Source organism: Streptomyces sp. NBC_01012, from assembly GCF_045162755.1.
Lineage (GTDB): Bacteria > Actinomycetota > Actinomycetes > Streptomycetales > Streptomycetaceae > Streptomyces.
Genome location: NZ_CP108688.1, coordinates 6,815,450 through 6,836,741 on the forward strand (window position 1 = coordinate 6,815,450; position 21,292 = coordinate 6,836,741).

Genomic DNA, 21,292 nt, shown 5'->3' on the forward strand with positions numbered 1-21,292 from the left:
ACTGCCCGGCCGATTCGCGCGCCCGTTCCTCGCGCGTGGGCGCGCCCCCAGGGGCGCGCGGAGTCATTCAGGCGGCGCGCCGCCCGGCCTGCGGCACGTACGGCAGGGGACGGGAGCCGGGACCGCCGGCGTGCGAGAAGGGCTGCATCCGCCAGTCGAGCCCCTGAGGGAGCGTCAACAGCAGTGCGGTCTCCTGCTCCTGGGCCCGGAGGGACTCGTCCGCGGGGCGTGCCCGGGAGGCGTCACGGTTCGTACCGGGGCAGACGGTGAGGACGAACGGGTTCCACGGGGTGGAGCACAGCGCGTGCTCGGGGAGCACGTCCTCGTCCGCCAGCAATGCGATCGGCTGGGCACAGTCCGGGCAGATCACCCGGTACATCTCGAAGGTGTCGTACGCGTCGGGAACGGTGTCCTCGTCCGGAGCGGCGGATGTCGCGCTCCCGATGTGTTCCGGTTCGGTACGTCCGGTGAGCTTCAGGCTCTGCATGGATCTTTCCCCCTCGGATGGGCCGGCGAGGCGCCACGGCCTCGGCCACAGCAAGCACTTCCCGTCGGAAGTCGGCCGTAACCACGACGCCCATTGCTACCGACCCGTAAACCTGTGGCGTTCATCACAAGCCCCTCGAACGTGTCCTTCCGGGGGTCCCACGGCTGTGCCTGGAGGGCCAGGGGCCATAGGTTGATCCGCATGGAGGAGCTGGACCGTCAGATTGTGGAGTTGCTCGTCAAGGACGGGCGGATGAGCTACACCGACCTGGGCAAGGCCACCGGCCTGTCCACATCGGCCGTTCATCAGCGTGTCCGCCGGTTGGAGCAGCGCGGGGTGATCCGCGGCTACGCCGCGGTCGTCGACCCCGAGGCCGTCGGCCTGCCCCTCACCGCGTTCATCTCGGTGAAACCCTTCGACCCGAGCGCACCCGACGACATCGCGGAACGGCTCGCGGGTGTGCCGGAGCTGGAGGCCTGCCACAGCGTCGCCGGGGACGAGAACTACATCCTCAAGGTGCGGTGCTCCAGCCCCCTGGAGCTGGAGCACCTGCTCACCCGCGTCCGTACGCTGGCCGGCGTCTCCACCCGTACGACCGTCGTCCTGTCCACGCCCTACGAGGCGCGTCCGCCGCGCATCTGAGGGGGCCCGTCCGGCGTCGTGGAGGGGGCGGGGGATGAGCGGCTCCCGGCAGGCGCGAGACTGGTCCCATGACCGAGAGCGCCGCCCCCCAGAGCGAACACCGCACCGTGCTGCTGCGCGGTGGAGACGTCCACAGCCCCGCCGATCCGTTCGCCACCGCGATGGTCGTCGAACGCGGCCATGTCGCCTGGGTGGGCTCCGAGGGGGCGGCCGACGCCTTCGCGAGCGGCGTCGACGAGGTGATCGACCTGGAAGGTGCCCTGGTCACCCCGGCCTTCACCGACTCCCATGTGCACACCACATCGACCGGGCTCGCCCTGACGGGGCTGGACCTCTCCGGTGCGCGCACGCTCACCGAAGCCCTCGGCCTCGTGCGTGCGTTCGCGAACGACCGGGCGGAAACCGGGGTGATCCTCGGCCATGGATGGGACGCCGCCCGCTGGCCCGAGCAGCGGCCGCCGTCGCGCGCCGAGCTCGACGAGGCGGCGGGCGGCAGGGCCGTCTATCTGCCCCGTGTGGACGTCCACTCCGCCGTGGTGACCACGGCGCTCCTGGATCTCGTCCCGGACGTCACCGCGCTGGCCGGCTACCACCCCGACGCCCCGCTGACCGGCGACGCCCACCACGCGGTGCGGGCCGCCGCCCACAGTGCCGTCACCCCGGCGCAGCGGGCGCGGGCCCAGCGCGCGGCCCTCGCGCACGCGGCCTCGCTCGGCATCGGCACCGTGCACGAGTGCGCGGGCCCGGAGATCTCCGACGAGGAGGACTTCACCGGACTGCTGGCGCTCGCCGCCGAACAGCCGGGCCCCCGGGTCTTCGGATACTGGGCCGAGCAGGTCCAGGACGAGAAGGGCGCACGCCGTATCCGCGAGCTCGGCGCCATCGGCGCGGCCGGCGACCTCTTCGTCGACGGCTCACTCGGCTCGCACACCGCCCTCCTGCACGAGCCGTACGCCGACGCCCCGCACACCGGCACCGGCCGGCTCGACGCCGCGGGGATCGCCGCGCATGTGACGGCGTGCACCGAGGCGGGGCTCCAGGCCGGCTTCCACGCCATCGGCGACGCGGCGGTCTCCGCCGTGGTGGCCGGCGTCAGGGCCGCAGCCGAGACACTCGGGCTCGCCCGGATCCGGGCCGCCAGGCACCGCGTGGAGCACGCCGAGATGCTCACCCCGGAGACCGTCGCCGCCTTCGCCGAGCTCGGCCTCACCGCCTCCGTCCAGCCCGCCTTCGACGCGGCCTGGGGCGGCCCTGACGGCATGTATGCCCGACGCCTGGGCCCGGACCGCGCCGCGACCCTCAACCCGTACGCCGCCCTGCTGCGCGCGGGCGTGCCCCTCGCCTTCGGCTCGGACAGCCCGGTCACCCCCCTGGACCCCTGGGGAACGGTGCGCGCCGCGGCCCACCACCGCACACCCGGGCACCGTGTCTCCGTACGCGCCGGCTTCACCGCCCACACGCGGGGCGGCTGGCGCGCCGTCGGGCGGGACGACGGCGGCGTACTGGTCCCGGGAGCACCGGCCGACTACGCCGTCTGGCGTACCGGTGACCTGCTGGTCCAGGCCCCGGACGACCGGGTGGCGCGGTGGTCGACCGATCCCCGTTCCGGCACCCCCGGCCTGCCCGATCTCACTCCCGGTGCGGAGCTTCCGGTCTGCCTGCGGACGGTGGTACTCGGACACACTGTCTACGTGCGGCCGAACGAGTGACGTCGAGAAATTCCGTACCGCCGATCGATGGCGCCAGGACTCCGCGACGACCTGCCAAGCCTCGGCGCTGACCTGGCGTTTTTGATAGAAACCGCAGGTCGAAGGGGTGTTGACAGAAAGTGGTCACGGGCCGGTAGGTTCGGCCGGGTCCACCACTGGACGTCCGACCGGTCAAACCTCCACGCAGTCGTCGAACGCCGCTGGGTCATGGGGTGGTGTGCCGCACCGGCGCACCACCACTGACAGCCAGGTTCAGCGCCCGCGCCTCGGGGGCGAGGGAAGGTTCAGTCCGGACGGCAGGTGTGACCCGGGTGGGGCCCGGATGTTCAGTAGACAACGGCTCTCGGTCGACCCGCAGCCAGCGGGTCCCAGGTCGGCCCGAAGGACACCGGGCCCCGATCCGCAGTGCTGCGCCCTTCTGTCCGCAGTTCCGTGCTTCTGTCCGGGGCGCCACGCGCCACCTCGTGACCGCGTCGGAGTCCAGCCGCCCGGTGCTGGATATGGTGTGCGTCTGCGTACGGACTTTAAGGGGCAGTAGTGAACGACGGCGGTCAGAGGCAGTTCGGCCCGCTCGGCACGGTCTTGGTGATCATTCCGACCTACAACGAGGCCGAGAACATCAAGCTGATCGTCGCCCGGGTGCGTGCCGCCGTCCCGGAAGCGGACATCCTCGTCGCCGACGACAACAGCCCCGACGGCACCGGGAAGGTCGCCGACGAGCTCGCGGCCGGCGACAGTCATGTGCACGTCCTGCACCGCAAGGGCAAGGAAGGGCTCGGCGCCGCCTATCTGGCGGGTTTCCGCTGGGGCTCCGAGCACGGCTACGGCGTCCTGGTCGAGATGGACGCGGACGGCTCGCACCAGCCCGAGGAACTGCCCCGGCTCCTCACCGCGCTGAAGGGCGCCGACCTGGTCCTCGGCTCACGCTGGGTGCCCGGCGGCCGGGTGGTCAACTGGCCCAGGCACCGCGAGATGATCTCGCGCGGCGGCAGCCTCTACTCCCGGATGCTGCTGGGTCTCTCGGTGCGGGACGTCACGGGCGGTTACCGCGCCTTCCGCACCGGGACCCTGGACGGTCTCGGACTCGACGAGGTCGCCTCCCAGGGCTACTGCTTCCAGGTCGATCTCGCCCGCCGCGCCGTCGAGGCCGGCTACCACGTCGTGGAGGTGCCGATCACCTTCATGGAGCGGGAGATCGGCGACTCCAAGATGAGCCGCGACATCCTCGTCGAGGCCCTGTGGCGGGTCACCGGCTGGGGCATCACCGGCCGGGCGAACAAGGTCCTGGGCCGCAAGGCCCCCTGACCGGTCCCGCCGGGGCCTCATGATCACCCCCTTATGCCGCTCGCACCGGCTTACAGGCACACTGGGGGTATGACGACCGGCACACCGCCTCCGAACCGTCCACGGCGCTCACGCGCCCGTACACTCCTGCCGCTGGGCATCGCCGCCTGGCTGGTGCTGGAGATCTGGCTGCTGACCGTGGTGGCCGGTGCGGCGAACGGCTTCACCGTGCTGCTGATCCTGGTCGCCGGCATCGTGCTCGGTGCCGCGGTGATCAAGCGGGCCGGCCGCCGGGCCTTCCGCAACCTCAGCGAGACCCTCCAGCAGATGCCGGGCGGCCCCGGCGCTCCCGCCACCCCGCCCGCGGCCCCCTCGGGCAGCAAGGGGAACGGCTTCCTGATGCTGGGCGGCCTGCTCCTCATGATCCCCGGCGTGATCTCCGACGCCGCCGGACTCCTGCTCCTGCTGCCCCCGGTGCGCTCCGTGCTCGGGCGCTACGCCGAACGCTCCCTGGAGCGCCGGATGAGCGCGGCGACGCCGGGAGGCTTCTCCGACGCCTTCCAGCAGGCCCGGATCCACCGGCCGGACGGCAAGGTGGTCCAGGGCGAGGTCATCCGCGACGACGGCACACCCGGACGGCCCCGCCCCGACGACGACGGAGGCCCGGAGGACCGCCCGCCGCTGATCCCCTGAAGGACTCCCGCCCCGCCCCGGCGGCGGGGCAGGGGAGCACGACAAAGAGCCGCGGGCCGCGACACATGTTCTGTGTCGCGGCCCGCGGCTCTCTGTCGGTGCGGTGGTACGCGGTCAGGCAGACTTCCTGCTGTCCCGCGGGTGCACGGCAATGTTCATGGCGCCGGAGCGCAGGACCGCCAGCCTCTCGGCCAGCACTTCCTCCAGCTCCTCGCGGGTGCGCCGCTCCATGAGCATGTCCCAGTGCGTACGCGCAGGCTTGCCCTTCTTCTCTTCGGGGCCGTCCCCGTCCACCAGAAGTGCCGTGGCGCCGCACGCCTTGCACTCCCACTCCGCCGGAATTTCCGCCTCTACCGAGAACGGCATCTCAAAACGATGTCCGTTCGGGCATGCGTACTCCACCGCCTGGCGCGGGGCCAGATCGATGCCGCGGTCCGTCTCGTAGCTGGTAACCACGAGTCGCGTACCGCGGAGAGCTCGCTCACTCATGAATCGTGCCTCCCGGGCTTGTCGCCCACAGGACAGGTGTCGCTGTCGTCGTCATCCGGTCAACGTCCGGTCGGCGGAAAAGATTCCCGTTGCCGGTCATGCGTCGCCCGTCGTGCCGCTGCTTGGTCTGGGCTTATTACCCACCGGTGCCCGGTTTGTCACCTGCTGGCCGAAGTTACCACCCAACGGTTCGGCTTCTTCCACTCGCGGTAACACTCCTCCGGGCAGACCAAAGGCGTACACTACCGGCCTTTCACTTCAACGTCTAAATCCGGTCCGGCACGGGATTGCCCGCGGCGGCCACAGCGGCCCGTACGGGAACCCTCGCCAGCAGGACCGAGCCGAGCGCGAAGAAGAGCACCAGGGACAGGATCGCGTCACGGTAACTGCCGGTGAGCTGGTACCCGAGACCGAAGACCAGGGGCCCCAGCCAGCTGAGGCCCCGGTCGCTCATCTCGTAGGCGGAGAAGTACTCGGCCTCCTTGCCGCGCGGGACCAGATGCGAGAACAGGGACCGGGAGAGGGCCTGACTGCCGCCCATCACCAGGCCGATCGCGGCCGCCAGGACGTAGAAGAACACCGGAGCGTCCGCGGGCAGCACGTACGCCGAGGCGAGGATCAGCGTCCAGATGACCAGCGAGCCGAGAATCGTGCGCTTCGCCCCGTACAGCCGGGCGAGTCGCCCCATCCCCAGCGCCCCCGCCACCGCGAGCACCTGGACGACCAGCACCGCGGTGATCAGCGTCGTCTGGTCCAGGCCGAGCTCCTCGGAGCCGTACAGCGAGGCCTGGGAGATCACCGTCTGGATGCCGTCGTTGTAGACCAGGTAGGCGAGCAGGAAGGACAGCGTGAGCGGGTGGCGGCGCATGTCGCGCAGCGTCGCCCGCAGCTGGCGCCAGCCCGAGCCGACCGCGCCGTCCCCGCCTGGCTCCACCCGCCGGTCACGCAGTCTCCGCAGGGGCACGAGCGCGAAGGCACCCCACCACACGCCCGCCGACGCGATACAGATCCGGACCGCGTCGGACTCGCTGAGACCGAAGGAGTCGTGGCCCGTGTAGAGGACCAGATTCAGGACGAGGACGAACGCGCCCGACGTGTATCCGAAGGCCCAGCCGCGCGAGGAGACCGCGTCGCGCTCCTCGGGGGTGGCGATCTGGGGCAGATAGGCGTTGTACAGGGCCATCGACACGGAGATCGAGGCGTTGGCCACGATCAGCAGGAAGGCCCCCAGCAGATAGCGGTCGCCGTCCAGGAAGAACATGCAGGCCGTCGCCCCGGCCCCGGTGTACGCGGCCGCCGCCAGCAGCGGCTTCTTGCGCCCGGTGCGGTCCGCCGCCGCTCCCACGGCCGGCATGACGATCACGGCCACGACGATGGACACCGACACGGAGTACGCGAACAGCGAACCGGCCCGCACGGGTATGCCCAGCGGATGTACGAATCCGTCCGCGTCGGCCGCCGCCTTGGCTATGGACGTCAGATAGGGGCCGAGGAACACCGTGAGGACGCTGGTGGAATACACGGAGCACGCGAAGTCGTAGAAGTACCAGCCGCGTTGTTCCCGTCTGCGTCCTGCGGCCTCGGCCGGTGATCCGGCCGGATCCTCCGTGCCCGCGATACCGGTGCTCACGCCGCGCCCCCTCGTCCGTCCTGCGCCGACGCGGCGGGTCCAGGCGTCAGGACCAGGCCCCTCGCTCGCTCAGCACCGTGCGCAGCGTCTCGATGTGATCGGTCATGATGCCATCCACCCCGAGGTCCAGGAGCGCCGCCATCCGTTCCGCCTCGTTGACCGTCCAGACATGGACCTGCAGACCGCGCGCGTGCGCCGCACGGACGAAGCGGCGGTCCACGACGCGCACACCGTTCTGGCTCTCCGGGACCTGCGCGCAGACCGCGCCCGCCCGCAGCGGCGCCGGTACGCCGTACGAGCGCAGCTTCAGGCCGAGCACTCCGCGTACCCCGTAGGAGGTGGCAAGCCGCGGGCCGGCGAGGCGGTGTGCCCTGGCCACGCGTGCCTCGGAGAACGACCCCACGCACACCCGGTCCCAGGCGTCGGTCCTGCGGATGAGGTCCACCAGCGGGGCGAGGGCGGGCTCCGCCTTGATGTCCACGTTCCAGCGGGCGTCGGGGAACTCGTCGAGCAGCTCCTCGAAGAGCGGCAGCGGCTCGCTGCCCGCCACCCTGGCCCGGCGCACCTCGCTCCAGGGCAGCCCGGCTATCGGTCCCCGGGAGTCCGTCACCCGGTCCAGGGTCGGATCGTGGAAGGCGACCAGCCGGCCGTCCGCCGTGGCGTGCACATCGGTCTCGAAGTAGCGGTAGCCGACGGAGGCCGCGCGGCGGAAGGCGGCTGCGGTGTTCTCCAAGCCGTCCGCCGCCCCGCCGCGGTGGGCGAAGGGGATCGTCGAGGGATGGTCCAGATAGGGGTGGCGCCCCGAGGTCGCTGCGGTCACCGCCGAAGTATCGCCCTTCGCGGTGACCGCCCGGCAACGACCACCGTTCCCGCGTCCGGCGCGGGAAGGTCGAACAGGCGCAGGAAGAACTGCGCGAGCGGGCCGATGGCGAGGGCGTAGAGCACCGTGCCCACGCCGAGGGAGCCGCCGAGCAGGAAGCCGGTCACGACCACGACCACCTCGATCGCCGTACGCACCAGCCTGATGGAACGGCCGGTGAGCCGGTTCAGACCCGTCATCAGGCCGTCGCGCGGCCCCGGGCCGAAGCGTGCGGAGATGTACAGGCCCGTGGCGACACCGTTGAGCACGATGCCCGCGGCCATCAACGGGATCCGCGCCCCGAGACCGTGCACATCCGGTACGAGGGCCAGGGTGCCGTCCATCGCTATCCCGACGACGAAGACGTTGGAGACGGTGCCGAGCCCGGGACGCTGCCTGATCGGGATCCACAGGAGCAGGACGACCGCTCCGACGATGATCGAGACGACCCCGATGGAGATGCCGGTACGCCCGGCCAGCCCCTGATGCAGCACGCCCCACGGTTCGAGTCCGAGTCCGGCGCGGACCAGGAGCGCCGAACTCGCCCCGTACAGGGCCAGGCCCCCGTAGAGACAGGTCAGCCGCCGGGTGATCCGGGAGCCTCTCCGGGAGGTGGTGTCGGACAAGTGGTGCCCCCTGTGTGGTGGTCGTGGACTGCTGCGTGTCACTCTGTGGCGGGGGATTGGCTGCCAACTATGGCCAATCCGAGGAAGGTGGACTGATTTACATGGCGCAGTGGACTTCGACCGTCAGTGCGGCGCAGCTCGCCCGTCAGCTCAGGAGCCAGCAGCCGCGCCCCCTGCCGCCCGGTGCCCGTAAGCCGCCCGCCTACCGCGCCCTCGCCGACGGTGTGCGCCTGCTCGTCCTCGAGGGCCGCGTCCCCGTCGCCGCGCGTCTTCCCGCCGAGCGTGAACTCGCGCTCGCCCTGTCGCTCAGCCGGACCACCGTCGCCGCGGCCTACGAGGCGCTGCGGGCGGAGGGCTTCCTGGAGTCCCGCCGCGGGGCCGGCAGCTGGACCGCCGTCCCGGCGGGAAACCCGCTGCCCGCCCGAGGCCTCGAACCGCTGCCCCCCGAGTCGCTCGGCTCGATGATCGACCTGGGCTGCGCCTCGCTGCCCGCCCCCGAGCCGTGGCTGACCCGGGCGGTCCAGGGAGCACTGGAGGAACTGCCGCCGTACGCCCACACGCACGGCGACTACCCGGCCGGACTTCCCGCGCTGCGGCAGATGATCGCGGACCGCTACACCGGGCACGGCATCCCCACCATGCCCGAGCAGATCATGGTCACCACCGGGGCGATGGGCGCCATCGACGCCATCCGTCATCTCTTCGCCGGGCGCGGCGAGCGCATCGCCGTGGAGTCCCCGAGCTACGCCAACATCCTCCAGCTGATGCGGGAGGCGGGAGCCAGGCTGGTCCCCGTGGCGATGGCGGAGGGCCTCGGCGGCTGGGACATGAACCGCTGGCGCCAGGTCCTGCGGGACGCCGCGCCGAGACTCGCCTACGTCGTGGCCGACTTCCACAACCCCACCGGCGCCCTGGTCGACGAGCAGCAGCGCCGCGCCCTGGTGGAGGCGGCCCGGTCGGCGGGCACGGTCCTGGTGGTCGACGAGACCATGCAGGAGCTGTGTCTCGACCCGGACGTCGAGATGCCCCGCAAGGTCTGCGCGTTCGACCCGGCGGGCAGCACCGTCCTGACCGTCGGCTCCGCGAGCAAGGCCTTCTGGGCCGGCATGCGGATCGGCTGGGTGCGGGCGGCGCCCGACGTCATCCGCAGCCTGGTCGCGGCGCGCGCGTACGCCGACATGGGGACCCCGGTGCTGGAGCAGCTCGCCATCAACTGGCTGATGCGGACCGGCGGCTGGGAGCAGGCCGTGGCGATCCGGCGTGAGCAGGCGCGGGAGAACAGGGACGACCTGGTGCGTGCCCTGCGCCGGGAGCTCCCCGGGTGGGATTTCGAGGTACCGGCCGGCGGTCTCACCCTGTGGGTGCGCACCGGTGGGCTCTCCGGCTCCCGGCTGGCCGTGGCGGGTGAACGGGCCGGTGTCCGGGTCCCTTCGGGGCCCAGATTCGGGGTGGACGGAGCCTTCGAGGGCTATGTGCGGCTGCCCTTCACGGTGGGCGGTCCGGTCGCGGAGGAGGCCGCGGTGCGGCTCGCCGCGGCTGCCGCGCTGGTCGGCTCCGGCACGGGCGCGGGAGCCGAGGCGCCCCGGACCTTCGTGGCCTGAGCGCCCCGGAGTCACCCTTCGGCGGCCGCCGGCGCCGCGATCAGCTGTTCGGTGTGCTCCTTGCGCATGGACACGGTCTCCGGCGCGGCCTGCTCCTGCTGCTCGGCCCCCTGCCCCATCTGCTCCACGTGCCCCACCTGTTCGACCTGCTCCGACGCCGGGGCCCCGCCGGGCAGCAGGTCGAGCACCGCCTGACGGTGCGCCTCGCTCGTGGCCTCGTCGTACGGATCGGGGGTGGCCGGCACCTGGAGCCGCAGGACGGGTCCCGAGCCCAGCCGGGTGTAGCCCCGGCCCGGCGGGACGTCGGATGTGGGTGTGGTGTGCGGCCGGGTGCCCAGGACCGCCTCGACCTCCGCCAGGTCGGCGGGGCCGAGCACGGCGCGTGCCCTGGTGTGGTTCAGCACGGCCCCGGTGAGGGCGTCCAGGCTGTCGAACTGGTCCGCGACCACGACGGTCACCCCGGCGGCGCGGCCGTGCCGCAGCGGCACCTGGAGGAGTTCCTGCGGATCCTGTCTGCCGTCGGCTGCCGCCAGGTGCCCCAGCGCGCTCGGGCGGTCCAGCAGGATCCAGAGTGGCCGCTTGATGTCGTCCGGCTCGGGGTGCCCGGACTGACGGGCCCGGTTGGCGGCGATGAGCCTGCGCTCGGTCTCGTGCGCCGCCCATTCGAGCGTCGCGAGGGCGCCGCCGAGACCGCATTCCACGGCCAGCACGCCGGCCCGGCCGGTCAGGAAGCCGTACTCGCCGGTGCCGCCGCCCTCCACGACGAGGATGTCGCCGTGCTGGAGCGCCTGGAGAGCCAGCGAGCGCATCAGGGTCGTGGTGCCGCTGCCGGGGTGCCCGGCGATCAGCAGATGGGGTTCCGTCGAGCGCGCACCGGTCCGCCAGATCACCGGGGAGGCGTCCCGGGTCGTGTCCCCGTCCTGGACGGGAACGGTGCGGGGCACCGCGTCGGCGTCGGTGAACCCCAGTACGGCCTCACCGGGCGCGGTGACGAACCGCTGGGCGGCGATGGTGGTGGGGAGCGCGGCCAGCACGGTCATGAGGAGGTGGTTGCCCTCCTCGTCCCAGGTGAAGTGGTACTCCCTGCCCCGGCCCGACTTGGCGTGGAGCACCTGCTCGACGCGGGCGCGGGCCGTGGGATCGCCGTCGGTGAAGTACGCGGGGTAGTTCACCCGGAGCCGGGTGAGGCGCCCGTTGCCGTCGAACTCGTACGACGTGCCGAAGGCCTTCTCCCAGTCGCCGCCGTGGGAGAACAGCGGACCGGGGTCGTCGGCCGCGGAGAAGTGCGGCACCAGCGCCTCGTACAGCGCCTGGAGCCGTGCGGTCTCCGCCTCGTCGGGGCCGGTCTTCGCGGGGGTGCGGTCGCGCCCCCGCCATGCGGCGGCGCCCATCACCGAGACGAGGGCCAGCAGCGGCCCGTAGGGGATGAGCGCCACCATCACCACGCAGGCCGCGACGAGGAACAGCACGTGTCCGCGCCGGTCCCTGGGTGTCGCGGCCCACTTCTGCCGCCCCGCTCCCGCCAGCAGCCGCAGCCCGCGGGTGACCGTGATCAGTGGATGGAGGACGTCCGTGGCGCTGTCGGCGGCCGTGCGCGCGATCTCGCGACTGCGGGTGATCGAAGCGCTGCCGCGCTGAAGAATGCGGGGGAGTGGTCGCCGGGCCACATCGGTCTCCTGGAGAGGTGGGAGCGGTTGTCGGAGCGTCAGAACTTGATCCCGCCCAGCATGCTGGCGAGGCTCGCCCCGCCGGCCGTGATGCTCGGGGCGATGGCCGTGCCGGCCAGGTAGAAGCCGAACAGGGCGCAGATGAGGCCGTGGGACGCCTTGAGTCCGTCCTTCTTGAAGAACAGGAAGGCGATGACGCCGAGCAGTACCACGCCGGAGATGGAGAGGATCATGAGTGGTTCTCCTGGTTGAGGGGGACAGTCACCATGAGTACTTCCAGGATCACAAGATGTATCTATACGATAAAAGGTGCAACTGGGTGAATATCCTTTGATTTCACTCGACCGGCGGGTGGGAAGTGGCCGCCCGGAAGCTCCGCGAACCGCGCACACCTCGGAGCAGTACTCTGTCGATTCACTCGTACGGCCCTCACCGTCGTACGCCCCACCAGGTCAGCAACCGTGACCAAGGCATTGGAAGGCGGCCCGTCCCATGAGCGAAACCCCCGACCCCGAGGTGGTCGAGCTGGCGACCAAGGTCTTCGACCTGGCCCGCAGCGGCGAGAGCGACGCGCTCGCCGCCTATGTCGACGCAGGTGTCCCGGCGAACCTCACCAACGACCGGGGCGACTCCCTGCTCATGCTCGCCGCCTACCACGGGCACGCCTCCGCCGTCGCCGCGCTCGCGGGCCGGGGTGCCGACCCGGACCGGGCCAACGACCGCGGACAGACCCCGTTGGCCGGAGCCGTCTTCAAGGGGGAGCGCGAAGTGATCGACGCGCTGCTCTCCGCCGGGGCCGATCCGTCCGCCGGGACCCCCTCCGCCGTGGACACCGCGCGCATGTTCGGCAAGGACGACCTGCTGGAACTCTTCGGTGCGCGCTGAGGCAGCCGGTGACCGCTGCGTCGTAAATGTGGTCGCGTCGGCGAAATGGCTGGGTCATCATGACGTCGCGGGCCCGTCCCGGGCCACCGACGAGAGGCAGAGGAAGATGAGCACCAGGCAGAAGACGGCGGTCGGCCGATCATGTTGCTGCGCGGCCTAGTGCCACGGCACCCGTGCCACGGCACGTGGAACAGCACAGTCCCCGGTTGCGTCGACAGCTTGATGTGAGGCTCTCCCCATGTTCGATCCGTTCATAGCGCCGAGCGGCACACTGCTCGGCCTGCTGCAGCGGGGCCGCGGCGACGGCACGCTCCACGCGCTCGCCGCCCCGCGTCCCGAGGCCCTCGAGGCTCTCAACCACTGCGTCCTGAGCGACCCGCGTCATGACTGGCAGGTCGAGAACCGCTCCCTCTACTACGCCCGCCTCTACCTCGATCTCGACGGTGGCACCGAGGAGATCGAGCGGCACCTGTGGGACCCCGAGGACCACCTCGACACCGACGACTCACGCACGGGCCTCTCCCTCGCCGTGCTCGGGCACCTCGCCTCCTACGGGCGCGCCGACGCCCTCACCCTCCTGCGCCGGTACGCGGCGACCGGGGCGAACTGGGCCTGGGCACTCGACGAGCTGGCCCTGCGCGACGATGACGCGGGGCTGCGCTCCCTCGCGGGTCCTGTGCTCGCCCGCTTCCCCGCCACCGCGCAGGGCACCGCCGAACTGGCCGCGGCCGTACGGGACGCCTTCGAGCCCCGGCCCTGGCGGCTCTGGGCCGACGACCCGCGCGCGTCGGTCGGCGCCCGGGTCAGGGCGGCGACGGAGCAGGGCTCCTTCGACCGGTGGCAGCGCCAGATGCGACCGGGCGGACCGCGCCCCGGCTGGAGCGTCCAGGCCGTCTTCGACTGGGCCCAGGAAGGACTCGAACGCGGCAGCGTGCTCCATGTCCCCGCCGCCCGCTGCCTCTCGGCCGTCGCAGGGGCCGAGGACCGGCCCCTGATCGTCGAGGCCGCCCGCAGCGGCCCGGACGGCGCGCGCTGTGCCGCCCTGCACTATCTGGCCGAGGCCCAGGATCCCGCCGTGCTCGACCTCGTCGAACAGGCCGTCGTCGGCCCTTCCCCCACCGTCGCCGACGCGGCCGTCGCCGCCTTCGAGCGGATGTGCGGAGACGCCGCGGTCGGCCGGGCACGGCGCTGGGCCCACCGCCCGGACGCCCTCGGGGCGTCGGCGGCCGGGGTGCTGGCCTGCCGCGGCGCGGCGCAGGACGCCCAGCTCGTCCTCGGCGCACTGCGCGAGGCGGTCAGGGGCGAAGGCCCCGACACCCCTCGGCTGTGGACCCTCGTGGACGGCGCGGGGCGCCTGGGCATCGCCTGCGCCGCACCCGTCCTGCGCCATGTGTACCGGGAGACGTCCTCATCGCACCTGCGCGGCCGTGCCGCCGACGCGCTCGCCGCCACCGATCCGTCCTTCGCCAGCGGGTTCGCCGTCGAATGCCTCTGGGACTGCGAGGAGACCACCCGTGAGCTGGCCGCACACCACGCGGAGACCGGAGACATCCGGGTCGCCGAACGGCTGAGGCGGCTCGCCGCCGACCCGGCCGAGGAGGCCGAGGTCCAGACCGCCGTACGCAGCAGGATCGGACCCGACGCACCCGCCGTCTGAGCCCGCGCTCCGCCGGTACGACGGGGGACGGATGCCGCGCGCCGGGGGCGCGCGGCGCAAACGCTCATGGGACGTTCCCCGGGCGGAAAGATCCAAGTCGGCGGGGGCACGCCCGGCGCGGTGACAACAGCCGTATGCGTGTCGTCATCGTCACCGAGTCCTTCCCTCCCGACATCAACGGTGTGGCCCACTGCACCCTGCAGACCGCCCGGCACCTCGCCGCCCGCGGCCACCACCCGCTCGTCATCACCCCGGCCGGCGCCACGGCCACAGCCGGCTCCGCGTCCACCGGCGACCCCTGTCCCGTGGTGCGCGTCCCCTCACTCCCGCTGCCCGGCTATCCGCAGGTCCGCGTGGCGCTCCCCGGCCGGCGGCTCGCCGCGGCGCTCACCGGGCACCGCGCCGAACTCGTCCACCTGGCCGGACCGTTCGTACTCGGCGCACGGGGCATGGCGGTCGCCACCCGTCTCGGCCTGCCCGCCGTGGCCGTCTACCAGACCGACCTGGCCGGTTACGCCCGCACCTATCTGGGCACGGGGGAGAGCGCCGCCTGGCGCCGTATGCGCGCCGTGCACAGCGCCGCCGACCTCACCCTCGCCCCCTCGTCCGCAGCGCTGCGCGACCTCACCCGGCACGGGGTGCCCCGGGTGAAGCTGTGGCCGCGCGGAGTCGACACCGCCCGGTTCCACCCCGGTCAGCGCGACGAGGCCCTGCGCCGGGCACTCGCCCCCGGAGGCGAGAAGATCATCGGATACGCGGGACGGCTCGCCCCCGAGAAACACGTCGAACTCCTCGCAGGCGCCTGCTCACTGCCCGGCGTGCGCGTGGTGGTCGTCGGCGACGGACCGAGCGAGTCCTCGCTGCGCCCCGCGCTGCCCGGCGCGGTCTTCCTGGGGCGGCGTACGGGCGACGAACTCGCCCGCTTCTTCGCGTCCCTGGACGTCTTCGTGCACACCGGCCCGTACGAGACCTTCTGCCAGACCGTCCAGGAGGCCATGGCCTCCGGGGTCCCGGTCGTCGCTCCGGCGGCCGGCGGTCCGCTCGACCTCGTCGCCCACGGGAGCACCGGGCTGCTGGTGCCGCCCCACGACGCGGAGGCGATCAGGGACGCGGTCGCCGCGCTCGTCGCGGACACCCCGCGCGCCGAGGCCTTCGGCAGGACCGCGCGGGCCACGGTCGAGGGCCGCACCTGGGAAGCCGTCGGCGACCAGCTGCTCGGCCACTACGACGAGGTCCTCGGCGGCCGGACGGCGGTGGCCGCGTGAACGCGCCCGGCCGCCACGGCCTCAGGATCGTACGGCTGGCGAACTTCGTCACGCCCGCGTCGGGCGGCCTGCGCACCGCACTGGACGAGCTCGGGCGCCGCTATCGCGCGGCGGGGCACGAGCCGGTCCTGATCGTTCCCGGCGCCGGGACGAGCGATGTGACGACCCCGCAGGGCAGGGTCCTCACCCTGCCCGGCCCCGTGGTGCCGGGCAGCGGCGGCTACCGGTTGCTGATGAACCGGGGAAGACTGCGCGGCCTCCTGGAGGAACTGCGCCCCGACCGGCTCGAGGTCTCCGACCGGACCACCCTGCGCTGGACGGGGGAATGGGCACGCCGCGCCCGCGTGCCCGCCGTGATGGTGTCCCACGAGACCGCCGACGGGGTGCTCCGCACCTGGGGTGTGCCCACGGGCACGGCTGCACGGACCGCCGACCGGCTGAACGCGCGCAGCGCCCACGCCTACGCCCGGATCGTGTGCACCACCGAATGGGCGGAGCGCGAATTCGTACGGATCGGTGTGCGCAACGTGGTCCGCGCCCCGCTCGGAGTGGACCTGGAGCGCTTTCACCCCGGCCTGCGCAGTACGGTGTCGCGCGCCCGCCTGCTGCGCGGTGAGGAGGTCCTGCTGCTGCTCGGCTCACGGCTCTCCGTGGAGAAGCGGCCCGGCAGGGCGCTGGACGCGCTGGCGGCCCTTCGCCACCTCGGTGTGCGTGCGGTATTGGTGGTGGCGGGGGACGGGCCTCTGCGTGCCGAGCTGGAGAGGAGGGCGAGGTCCGAGCGGCTGCCCGTCGAATTCCTGGGGCATGTGGGCGACCGTGCGCGGCTGGCCGGTCTCCAGGCGAGCGCGGACCTGTGCCTCGCACCGGGGCCTGCCGAGACCTTCGGGCTGTCCGCTCTGGAGGCGCTGGCCTGCGGCACACCGGTGGTGGCGAGTGCCACGTCCGCCCTTCCGGAAGTGATCGGCTCCGCCGGTCTGGCCGCCGCGGACACCGGCCTCGCGTTCGCCGCCGCGCTCCGGGAACTGCTGGGAAGGCCGGAGCGGGAGCGCAGGGCCGCCGCCCGTGCACGGGCGGCACTCTTCGGCTGGGACCGCTCGGCGGCGGCGTTCCTGGCCGCCCACGACGCCCCGACGCAGCGCGACGCGGTGGAGGTGCGGCCGTGACCGGTGCGGCGATACCCCGCGTGCCGGACGCCACGGGCGGCGGCAGTGTCACATCGGTGGGCGGCACCGCCACTTCCGGGGGCGCCGCTCCTTCCGGCGGGGCCGCCCGCGCCCCCGTACGCTTCGCCGCGCTCGGGGACTCACTGACCGAAGGCGTCGGAGACCCCGTCCCGGGTGGCCGGCGTGGCTGGGCGGCCCTGCTCGCCGAGGGCCTCGGGGGCGCGGAGCGGGACGTGGAGTTCCGTAACCTCGCCGTCGCCGGTGCGCAGTCCGCGGACGTCCACGAGCTGCAGGCCTGGGCCGCGGCGGACTTCCGGCCCGACATCGCCTCGGTCGTCGTCGGGGTCAACGACACCCTGCGCAGCTCCTTCGACATCCGCCGCATCGCCGCACGGCTCGACGAGGTCTTCGCCCTGCTGACCGGCGGCGGCGCCGTGATCCTGACGGCCTGTCTGCCGGACCCCGGCACCGCGCTCGGGCTCCCGGGCCCGCTGCGCCGCCCCCTGGTGCGGCGCCAGCGAGCGGTCAACGCCGTGGTGCACGCCCTGTCCGCCCGCTACGACACCGTCCATCTGCACGTGTCGGACAGATCCTGGACCGAGGACCGTTCGCTGTGGAGCGTGGACCGGCTGCACCCCGGCGAGCGGGGCCACCGAAGACTCGCCGCCGGCTTCCACCGGCTGCTCGCCGAACGGGGGATCGCCCTCGGTGACCGGCCGGGCCACGAACCGCGGCAGCCGCCCCCCACCCGCGCGGCCGGCCTCCTCTGGCTGGCCACCGAGGGCACCGGCTGGCTGGCACGCCGCAGCACGGACCTGCTGCCCCAGCTGCTGGGACTCGCGGCGGCCGAGGTCGGTCACCGGGCGCGTGGCACGAGCCGACAGCTCGACGCACGCGCCGAGCAGGCGCTGGCCGAGGCACTGGCCGACCTGCCCCGTACGCCGTTTCTGCGAGGGTTCGTCCCGCACGCCAGAATGGAGGGATGACCGGACGCTGGGAGTTCTGGATCGACCGCGGCGGCACCTTCACGGACGTAGTGGGACGTGACCCCGGCGGCCGGCTGATCACCCGCAAACTGCTGTCGCACGACCCCGGCCGCTACCGTGACGCGGCCGTCGCGGGAATCCGGCTGCTGCTCGGTCTCGGCCCCCGCGACCCGGTCCCCGCCGACCGGGTCGCGGGCGTCAAGATGGGCACGACGGTCGCGACCAACGCCCTCCTGGAGCGACGGGGCGAGCCCACCGTCCTGGTCATCACCGAGGGCTTCCGCGACGCCCTGCGGATCGCGTACCAGAACCGGCCCCATCTCTTCGACCGCCGCATCCTGCTCCCCGAGGCCGTGTACGACCGGGTCGTCGAGGTCCCCGAACGCATCGACGCCCATGGGCGGACCGTGAAGGCACTCGACCGTGCCGCCGTGGCCGGGAGCCTCGCGGCCGCCGCGCGGGGCGGGATGCGCAGCGCGGCCGTCGTCCTCATGCACGGCTACCGCCACCCGGACCACGAGAGAGCCGTCGCGGACGAGGCCAGGGCGGCGGGCTTCACCCAGGTCAGCTGTTCGCACGAGGTCAGTCCGCTGATCAGGCTCGTGCCGCGCGGCGACACCACCGTCGTCGACGCCTACCTCTCGCCGATCCTGCGCCGCTACGTCGAGGAGGTCGCGGCCGAACTCCCCGGCATCCGGCTGATGTTCATGCAGTCCAACGGCGGGCTGCGCGAGGCCGCGCACTTCCGGGGCAAGGACGCCGTGCTGTCAGGACCGGCCGGCGGGGTCGTCGGCATGGTCCGCACGTCGGGGCAGGCGGGCCACGACCGCGTCATCGGCTTCGACATGGGCGGCACCTCCACCGATGTCTCGCACTACGCGGGCGAGTTCGAGCGGGAGCTCGGCACCCAGGTGGCCGGGGTGCGGATGAGCGCGCCCATGATGAGCATCCACACCGTCGCGGCAGGCGGTGGATCCGTCCTGCACTTCGACGGCAGGCGCTACCGCGTCGGCCCCGACTCGGCCGGCGCCGACCCGGGCCCCGCCTGCTACCGGCGGGGCGGGCCGCTCACCGTCACCGACGCCAACGTGATGCTCGGCCGGATCCGCCCGGAGCACTTCCCCGCGGTGTTCGGCCCGGACGGCGACCAGCGGCTCGACACCGGTCTCGTACGGGAGCGCTTCGCCGCACTGGCCGACGAGGTGTCGGCGGCCACCGGAGACACACGTACGGCCGCCGAGGTGGCCGCGGGCTTCCTGGACATCGCCGTCCTCAACATGGCGAACGCCGTCAAGAAGATCTCCGTCCAGCGGGGCCACGACATCACCCGCTACGCGCTCACCGGCTTCGGCGGCGCCGGCGGACAGCACGTCTGCGCCGTCGCCGACGCCCTGGGCATCGCCACGGTCCTCGTACCGCCGCTGGCCGGCGTGCTGTCCGCGTACGGGATCGGGCTCGCCGACGCCACCGCGATGCGTGAACAGACCGTCGAGGCCGCACTGGACGAGGCGACCGCGGGCAGGGTGCGCGGCGTCCGCGACAGCCTGGCGGTGCGCAGCCGGGACGATCTGCGCTCCGACGGCATCCCCGACAGCTCCATCGGTACCCGGGCGCGCATCCTCCTGCGCTACGCGGGCACGGATGCGGCCCTGCCCGTCGCCCACGGCACCGTCGCCGCCATGGCGGAGGAGTTCGCCGAGGTCCACCGGGCACGCTACGGGTTCACCATGGACAAGCCCCTGGTGGTCGATGCCGTCTCCGTCGAAGCCACCGGCACGGCCGGACCGCACACCCCTCCCCGCGTCGGCGCGGGAACGGGAGAGGGACCGCTCCGTGCCCTCGGAACCGTGTCGATGTTCACCGGGGACGGATGGCGGGACGCCGCTCTGTACCGCCGCGCGACCCTGCGCGCCGAGGACAGCGTGACCGGCCCGGCCGTCATCACGGAGGACGACGCCACCACCGTCGTGGACCCCGGCTGGCAGGCCACGGCCGGACCGGCGGGACACCTCGTGCTGCGCCGGGTGGAGCCCCTCCCCGAACGGACCGCTGTCGGCACCCGGGTCGATCCGGTCATGCTCGAAGTGTTCAACAGCCTTTTCATGTCGATCGCCGAACAGATGGGTGTGCGGCTGGAGAACACGGCGCATTCCGTCAACATCAAGGAACGGCTCGACTTCTCGTGCGCGCTGTTCGACGCACAGGGCAACCTGGTCGCGAACGCCCCGCACATCCCGGTGCACCTGGGGTCGATGGGGGAGTCCATCAAGGAGGTGCTGCGGCGCAACGAGGGCACCCTCAGGCCCGGTGATGTGTACGCCGTCAATGACCCGTACCACGGGGGCACCCACCTGCCGGACGTGACCGTCGTGACACCCGTGTTCGACGAGCCCTCGGACGGACAGGGCGGTCATGCGGAGGGGAAGGAGCGCGCATTGCGCTTCCTGGTCGCCTCACGCGGCCACCACGCGGAGATCGGCGGCATCACCCCGGGCTCCATGCCCGCCTTCAGCCGTACGGTCGACGAGGAGGGAGTCCTCTTCGACAACTGGCTGCTCGTGCGCGACGGAACCCTCCGCGAGGAGGCGACCCGGGAGCACCTCACCACCGCCGTACACCCCTCGCGCGACCCGGACTCCAACCTCGCCGACCTGCGCGCGCAGATCGCTGCCAACGAGAAGGGCATCACGGAACTGCGCCGCACGATCCGACAGTTCGGCCAGGACGTCGTCGAGGCGTACATGGGTCACGTCCAGGACAACGCCGAGGAGTCCGTACGCCGGATCGTGGCAGGGCTGCACGACGGCTCCTGCCGCTACGAGACCGACAACGGTTCCGTCATCGCCGTGGACGTGAGGGTGGACCGCGACGCCCGCCGGGCCGTCCTCGACTTCGACGGCACATCCCCGCAGCAGACCGGCAACTTCAACGCCCCCACATCCGTGGTCATGGCCGCGGTCCTCTACGTCTTCCGGACGCTCGTCGAGGAGGACATCCCGCTCAACAGCGGCTGTCTGAAGCCCCTGGAGATCCGTGTCCCGGAAGGATCGATGCTCGCTCCCGTCCACCCCGCCGCGACCGTCGCGGGCAACGTCGAGACGTCCCAGGCCGTCACCGGCGCTCTCTACGCCGCCCTGGGCGTCCAGGCCGAGGGATCCGGCACCATGAACAACCTCACGTTCGGCAACGACCGGGTCCAGTACTACGAGACCGTCGCGAGCGGTTCCGGCGCGGGAGAGGGCTTCGACGGGGCCGACGCCGTGCAGACCCATATGACCAACTCCCGGCTCACCGACCCGGAGATCCTCGAATGGCGCTACCCGGTGCTGCTGGAGAGCTTCGGCGTACGCGCGGACAGCGCGGGCCCCGGCCGGTGGCACGGCGGCCGCGGGGTGGAACGCAGGATCCGCTTCCTCGAACCCGTCACCGTGGCCCTGCTGTCGGGCCACCGCAGGGTGCCGCCGTACGGCATGGCGGGCGGCGGGACGGGAGCCCTCGGCGAGCAGTACGTCGAGCGGGCCGACGGTGGGGGCACGACCCCGCTCGAGGGGTGCGACACCGCCGAGCTGGCCGCCGGGGACGTCCTGGTGCTGCGGACCCCCGGAGGGGGCGGCTACGGGCGTCCTTGACCGGTCGCTTCTGCGCCGTT

General features: G+C 72.6%; 18 protein-coding genes. 11 read left to right on the forward strand and 7 right to left on the reverse strand.

Annotation, left to right across the window (positions count from 1 at the left end; genetic code table 11):
• Positions 1-67: 67 nt before the first annotated feature.
• Positions 68-487: a hypothetical protein gene (locus OG623_RS30485; RefSeq protein WP_406150809.1), complete on the reverse strand. Its 420-nt coding sequence runs from the start codon at positions 485-487 to the stop codon at positions 68-70.
• Between the two features lie 201 nt (positions 488-688).
• On the opposite strand from OG623_RS30485, the gene OG623_RS30490 reads away from it, so the two are divergent.
• The 4 genes from OG623_RS30490 to fxsA all read left to right on the forward strand — a co-directional run bounded on the left by OG623_RS30490 (position 689) and on the right by fxsA (position 4,815).
• Positions 689-1,129 carry an Lrp/AsnC family transcriptional regulator gene (locus tag OG623_RS30490; RefSeq protein WP_362890107.1) on the forward strand — a complete coding sequence of 147 codons (441 nt, stop codon included), beginning with the start codon at positions 689-691 and terminating at the stop codon, positions 1,127-1,129.
• Positions 1,130-1,197: 68 nt separating this feature from the next.
• Positions 1,198-2,838, forward strand: a complete 1,641-nt coding sequence (locus tag OG623_RS30495) for an amidohydrolase (RefSeq protein WP_406150810.1) — start codon at positions 1,198-1,200, stop codon at positions 2,836-2,838.
• Positions 2,839-3,375: 537 nt separating this feature from the next.
• Complete coding sequence (locus OG623_RS30500) at positions 3,376-4,143, forward strand: polyprenol monophosphomannose synthase (protein ID WP_406150811.1); 768 nt, start codon at positions 3,376-3,378, stop codon at positions 4,141-4,143.
• A gap of 69 nt (positions 4,144-4,212) precedes the next feature.
• A complete protein-coding gene (gene fxsA, locus OG623_RS30505) occupies positions 4,213-4,815 on the forward strand; it encodes an FxsA family membrane protein (protein WP_406150812.1) in 603 nt (200 codons plus the stop codon).
• 114 nt (positions 4,816-4,929) lie between these two features.
• On the opposite strand, the gene OG623_RS30510 is transcribed toward fxsA, so the two are convergent.
• The 4 genes from OG623_RS30510 to OG623_RS30525 form a co-directional block, all read right to left on the reverse strand.
• On the reverse strand, positions 4,930-5,304 hold the full coding sequence (locus OG623_RS30510) for an RNA polymerase-binding protein RbpA (RefSeq protein ID WP_078598328.1): 375 nt from the start codon (positions 5,302-5,304) through the stop codon (positions 4,930-4,932).
• Between the two features lie 265 nt (positions 5,305-5,569).
• Positions 5,570-6,934 (reverse strand): MFS transporter, encoded by a 1,365-nt coding sequence (locus OG623_RS30515; protein WP_406150813.1) that lies wholly within the window; start codon positions 6,932-6,934, stop codon positions 5,570-5,572.
• Positions 6,935-6,980: 46 nt separating this feature from the next.
• Positions 6,981-7,754, reverse strand: coding sequence for a glycerophosphodiester phosphodiesterase (locus tag OG623_RS30520; RefSeq protein ID WP_406150814.1), 774 nt, complete (start codon positions 7,752-7,754; stop codon positions 6,981-6,983).
• Entirely contained in the window at positions 7,751-8,419 is a 669-nt protein-coding gene (locus OG623_RS30525; RefSeq protein ID WP_406150815.1) for a YitT family protein, read from the reverse strand. The genes OG623_RS30520 and OG623_RS30525 overlap by 4 nt, the downstream gene beginning before the upstream one ends.
• 101 nt (positions 8,420-8,520) lie before the next feature.
• Here OG623_RS30525 and OG623_RS30530 point away from each other — a divergent pair, with 101 nt between their 5' ends.
• Complete coding sequence (locus OG623_RS30530; RefSeq protein WP_406150816.1) at positions 8,521-10,020, forward strand: PLP-dependent aminotransferase family protein; 1,500 nt, start codon at positions 8,521-8,523, stop codon at positions 10,018-10,020.
• An 11-nt stretch (positions 10,021-10,031) separates the two neighbouring features.
• Here the strand turns inward: OG623_RS30530 and OG623_RS30535 are convergent, their stop codons facing one another.
• Together OG623_RS30535 and OG623_RS30540 are read right to left on the reverse strand one after the other, a co-directional pair.
• A complete protein-coding gene (locus OG623_RS30535; RefSeq protein ID WP_406150817.1) occupies positions 10,032-11,687 on the reverse strand; it encodes a hypothetical protein in 1,656 nt (551 codons plus the stop codon).
• A gap of 38 nt (positions 11,688-11,725) precedes the next feature.
• Positions 11,726-11,920, reverse strand: a complete 195-nt coding sequence (locus tag OG623_RS30540) for a hypothetical protein (protein WP_362896352.1) — start codon at positions 11,918-11,920, stop codon at positions 11,726-11,728.
• A gap of 259 nt (positions 11,921-12,179) precedes the next feature.
• Between OG623_RS30540 and OG623_RS30545 the strand changes: the two genes are divergently transcribed.
• The 6 genes from OG623_RS30545 (at position 12,180) to OG623_RS30570 (ending at position 21,272) form a co-directional block, all read left to right on the forward strand.
• Positions 12,180-12,572 carry an ankyrin repeat domain-containing protein gene (locus tag OG623_RS30545; RefSeq protein WP_406150818.1) on the forward strand — a complete coding sequence of 131 codons (393 nt, stop codon included), beginning with the start codon at positions 12,180-12,182 and terminating at the stop codon, positions 12,570-12,572.
• Between the two features lie 238 nt (positions 12,573-12,810).
• Positions 12,811-14,229, forward strand: coding sequence for a HEAT repeat domain-containing protein (locus OG623_RS30550; protein ID WP_406150819.1), 1,419 nt, complete (start codon positions 12,811-12,813; stop codon positions 14,227-14,229).
• A 134-nt stretch (positions 14,230-14,363) separates the two neighbouring features.
• On the forward strand, positions 14,364-15,494 hold the full coding sequence (locus OG623_RS30555) for a glycosyltransferase family 4 protein (protein ID WP_406150820.1): 1,131 nt from the start codon (positions 14,364-14,366) through the stop codon (positions 15,492-15,494).
• Positions 15,491-16,657, forward strand: coding sequence for a glycosyltransferase (locus tag OG623_RS30560; protein WP_406150821.1), 1,167 nt, complete (start codon positions 15,491-15,493; stop codon positions 16,655-16,657). The genes OG623_RS30555 and OG623_RS30560 overlap by 4 nt, the downstream gene beginning before the upstream one ends.
• Before the next feature lie 56 nt (positions 16,658-16,713).
• Positions 16,714-17,643 (forward strand): SGNH/GDSL hydrolase family protein, encoded by a 930-nt coding sequence (locus OG623_RS30565; protein ID WP_406152079.1) that lies wholly within the window; start codon positions 16,714-16,716, stop codon positions 17,641-17,643.
• Positions 17,640-21,272: a hydantoinase B/oxoprolinase family protein gene (locus tag OG623_RS30570; RefSeq protein ID WP_406150822.1), complete on the forward strand. Its 3,633-nt coding sequence runs from the start codon at positions 17,640-17,642 to the stop codon at positions 21,270-21,272. Before OG623_RS30565 ends, OG623_RS30570 begins: the two co-directional genes overlap by 4 nt.
• The last annotated feature ends 20 nt before the right edge of the window (positions 21,273-21,292 follow it).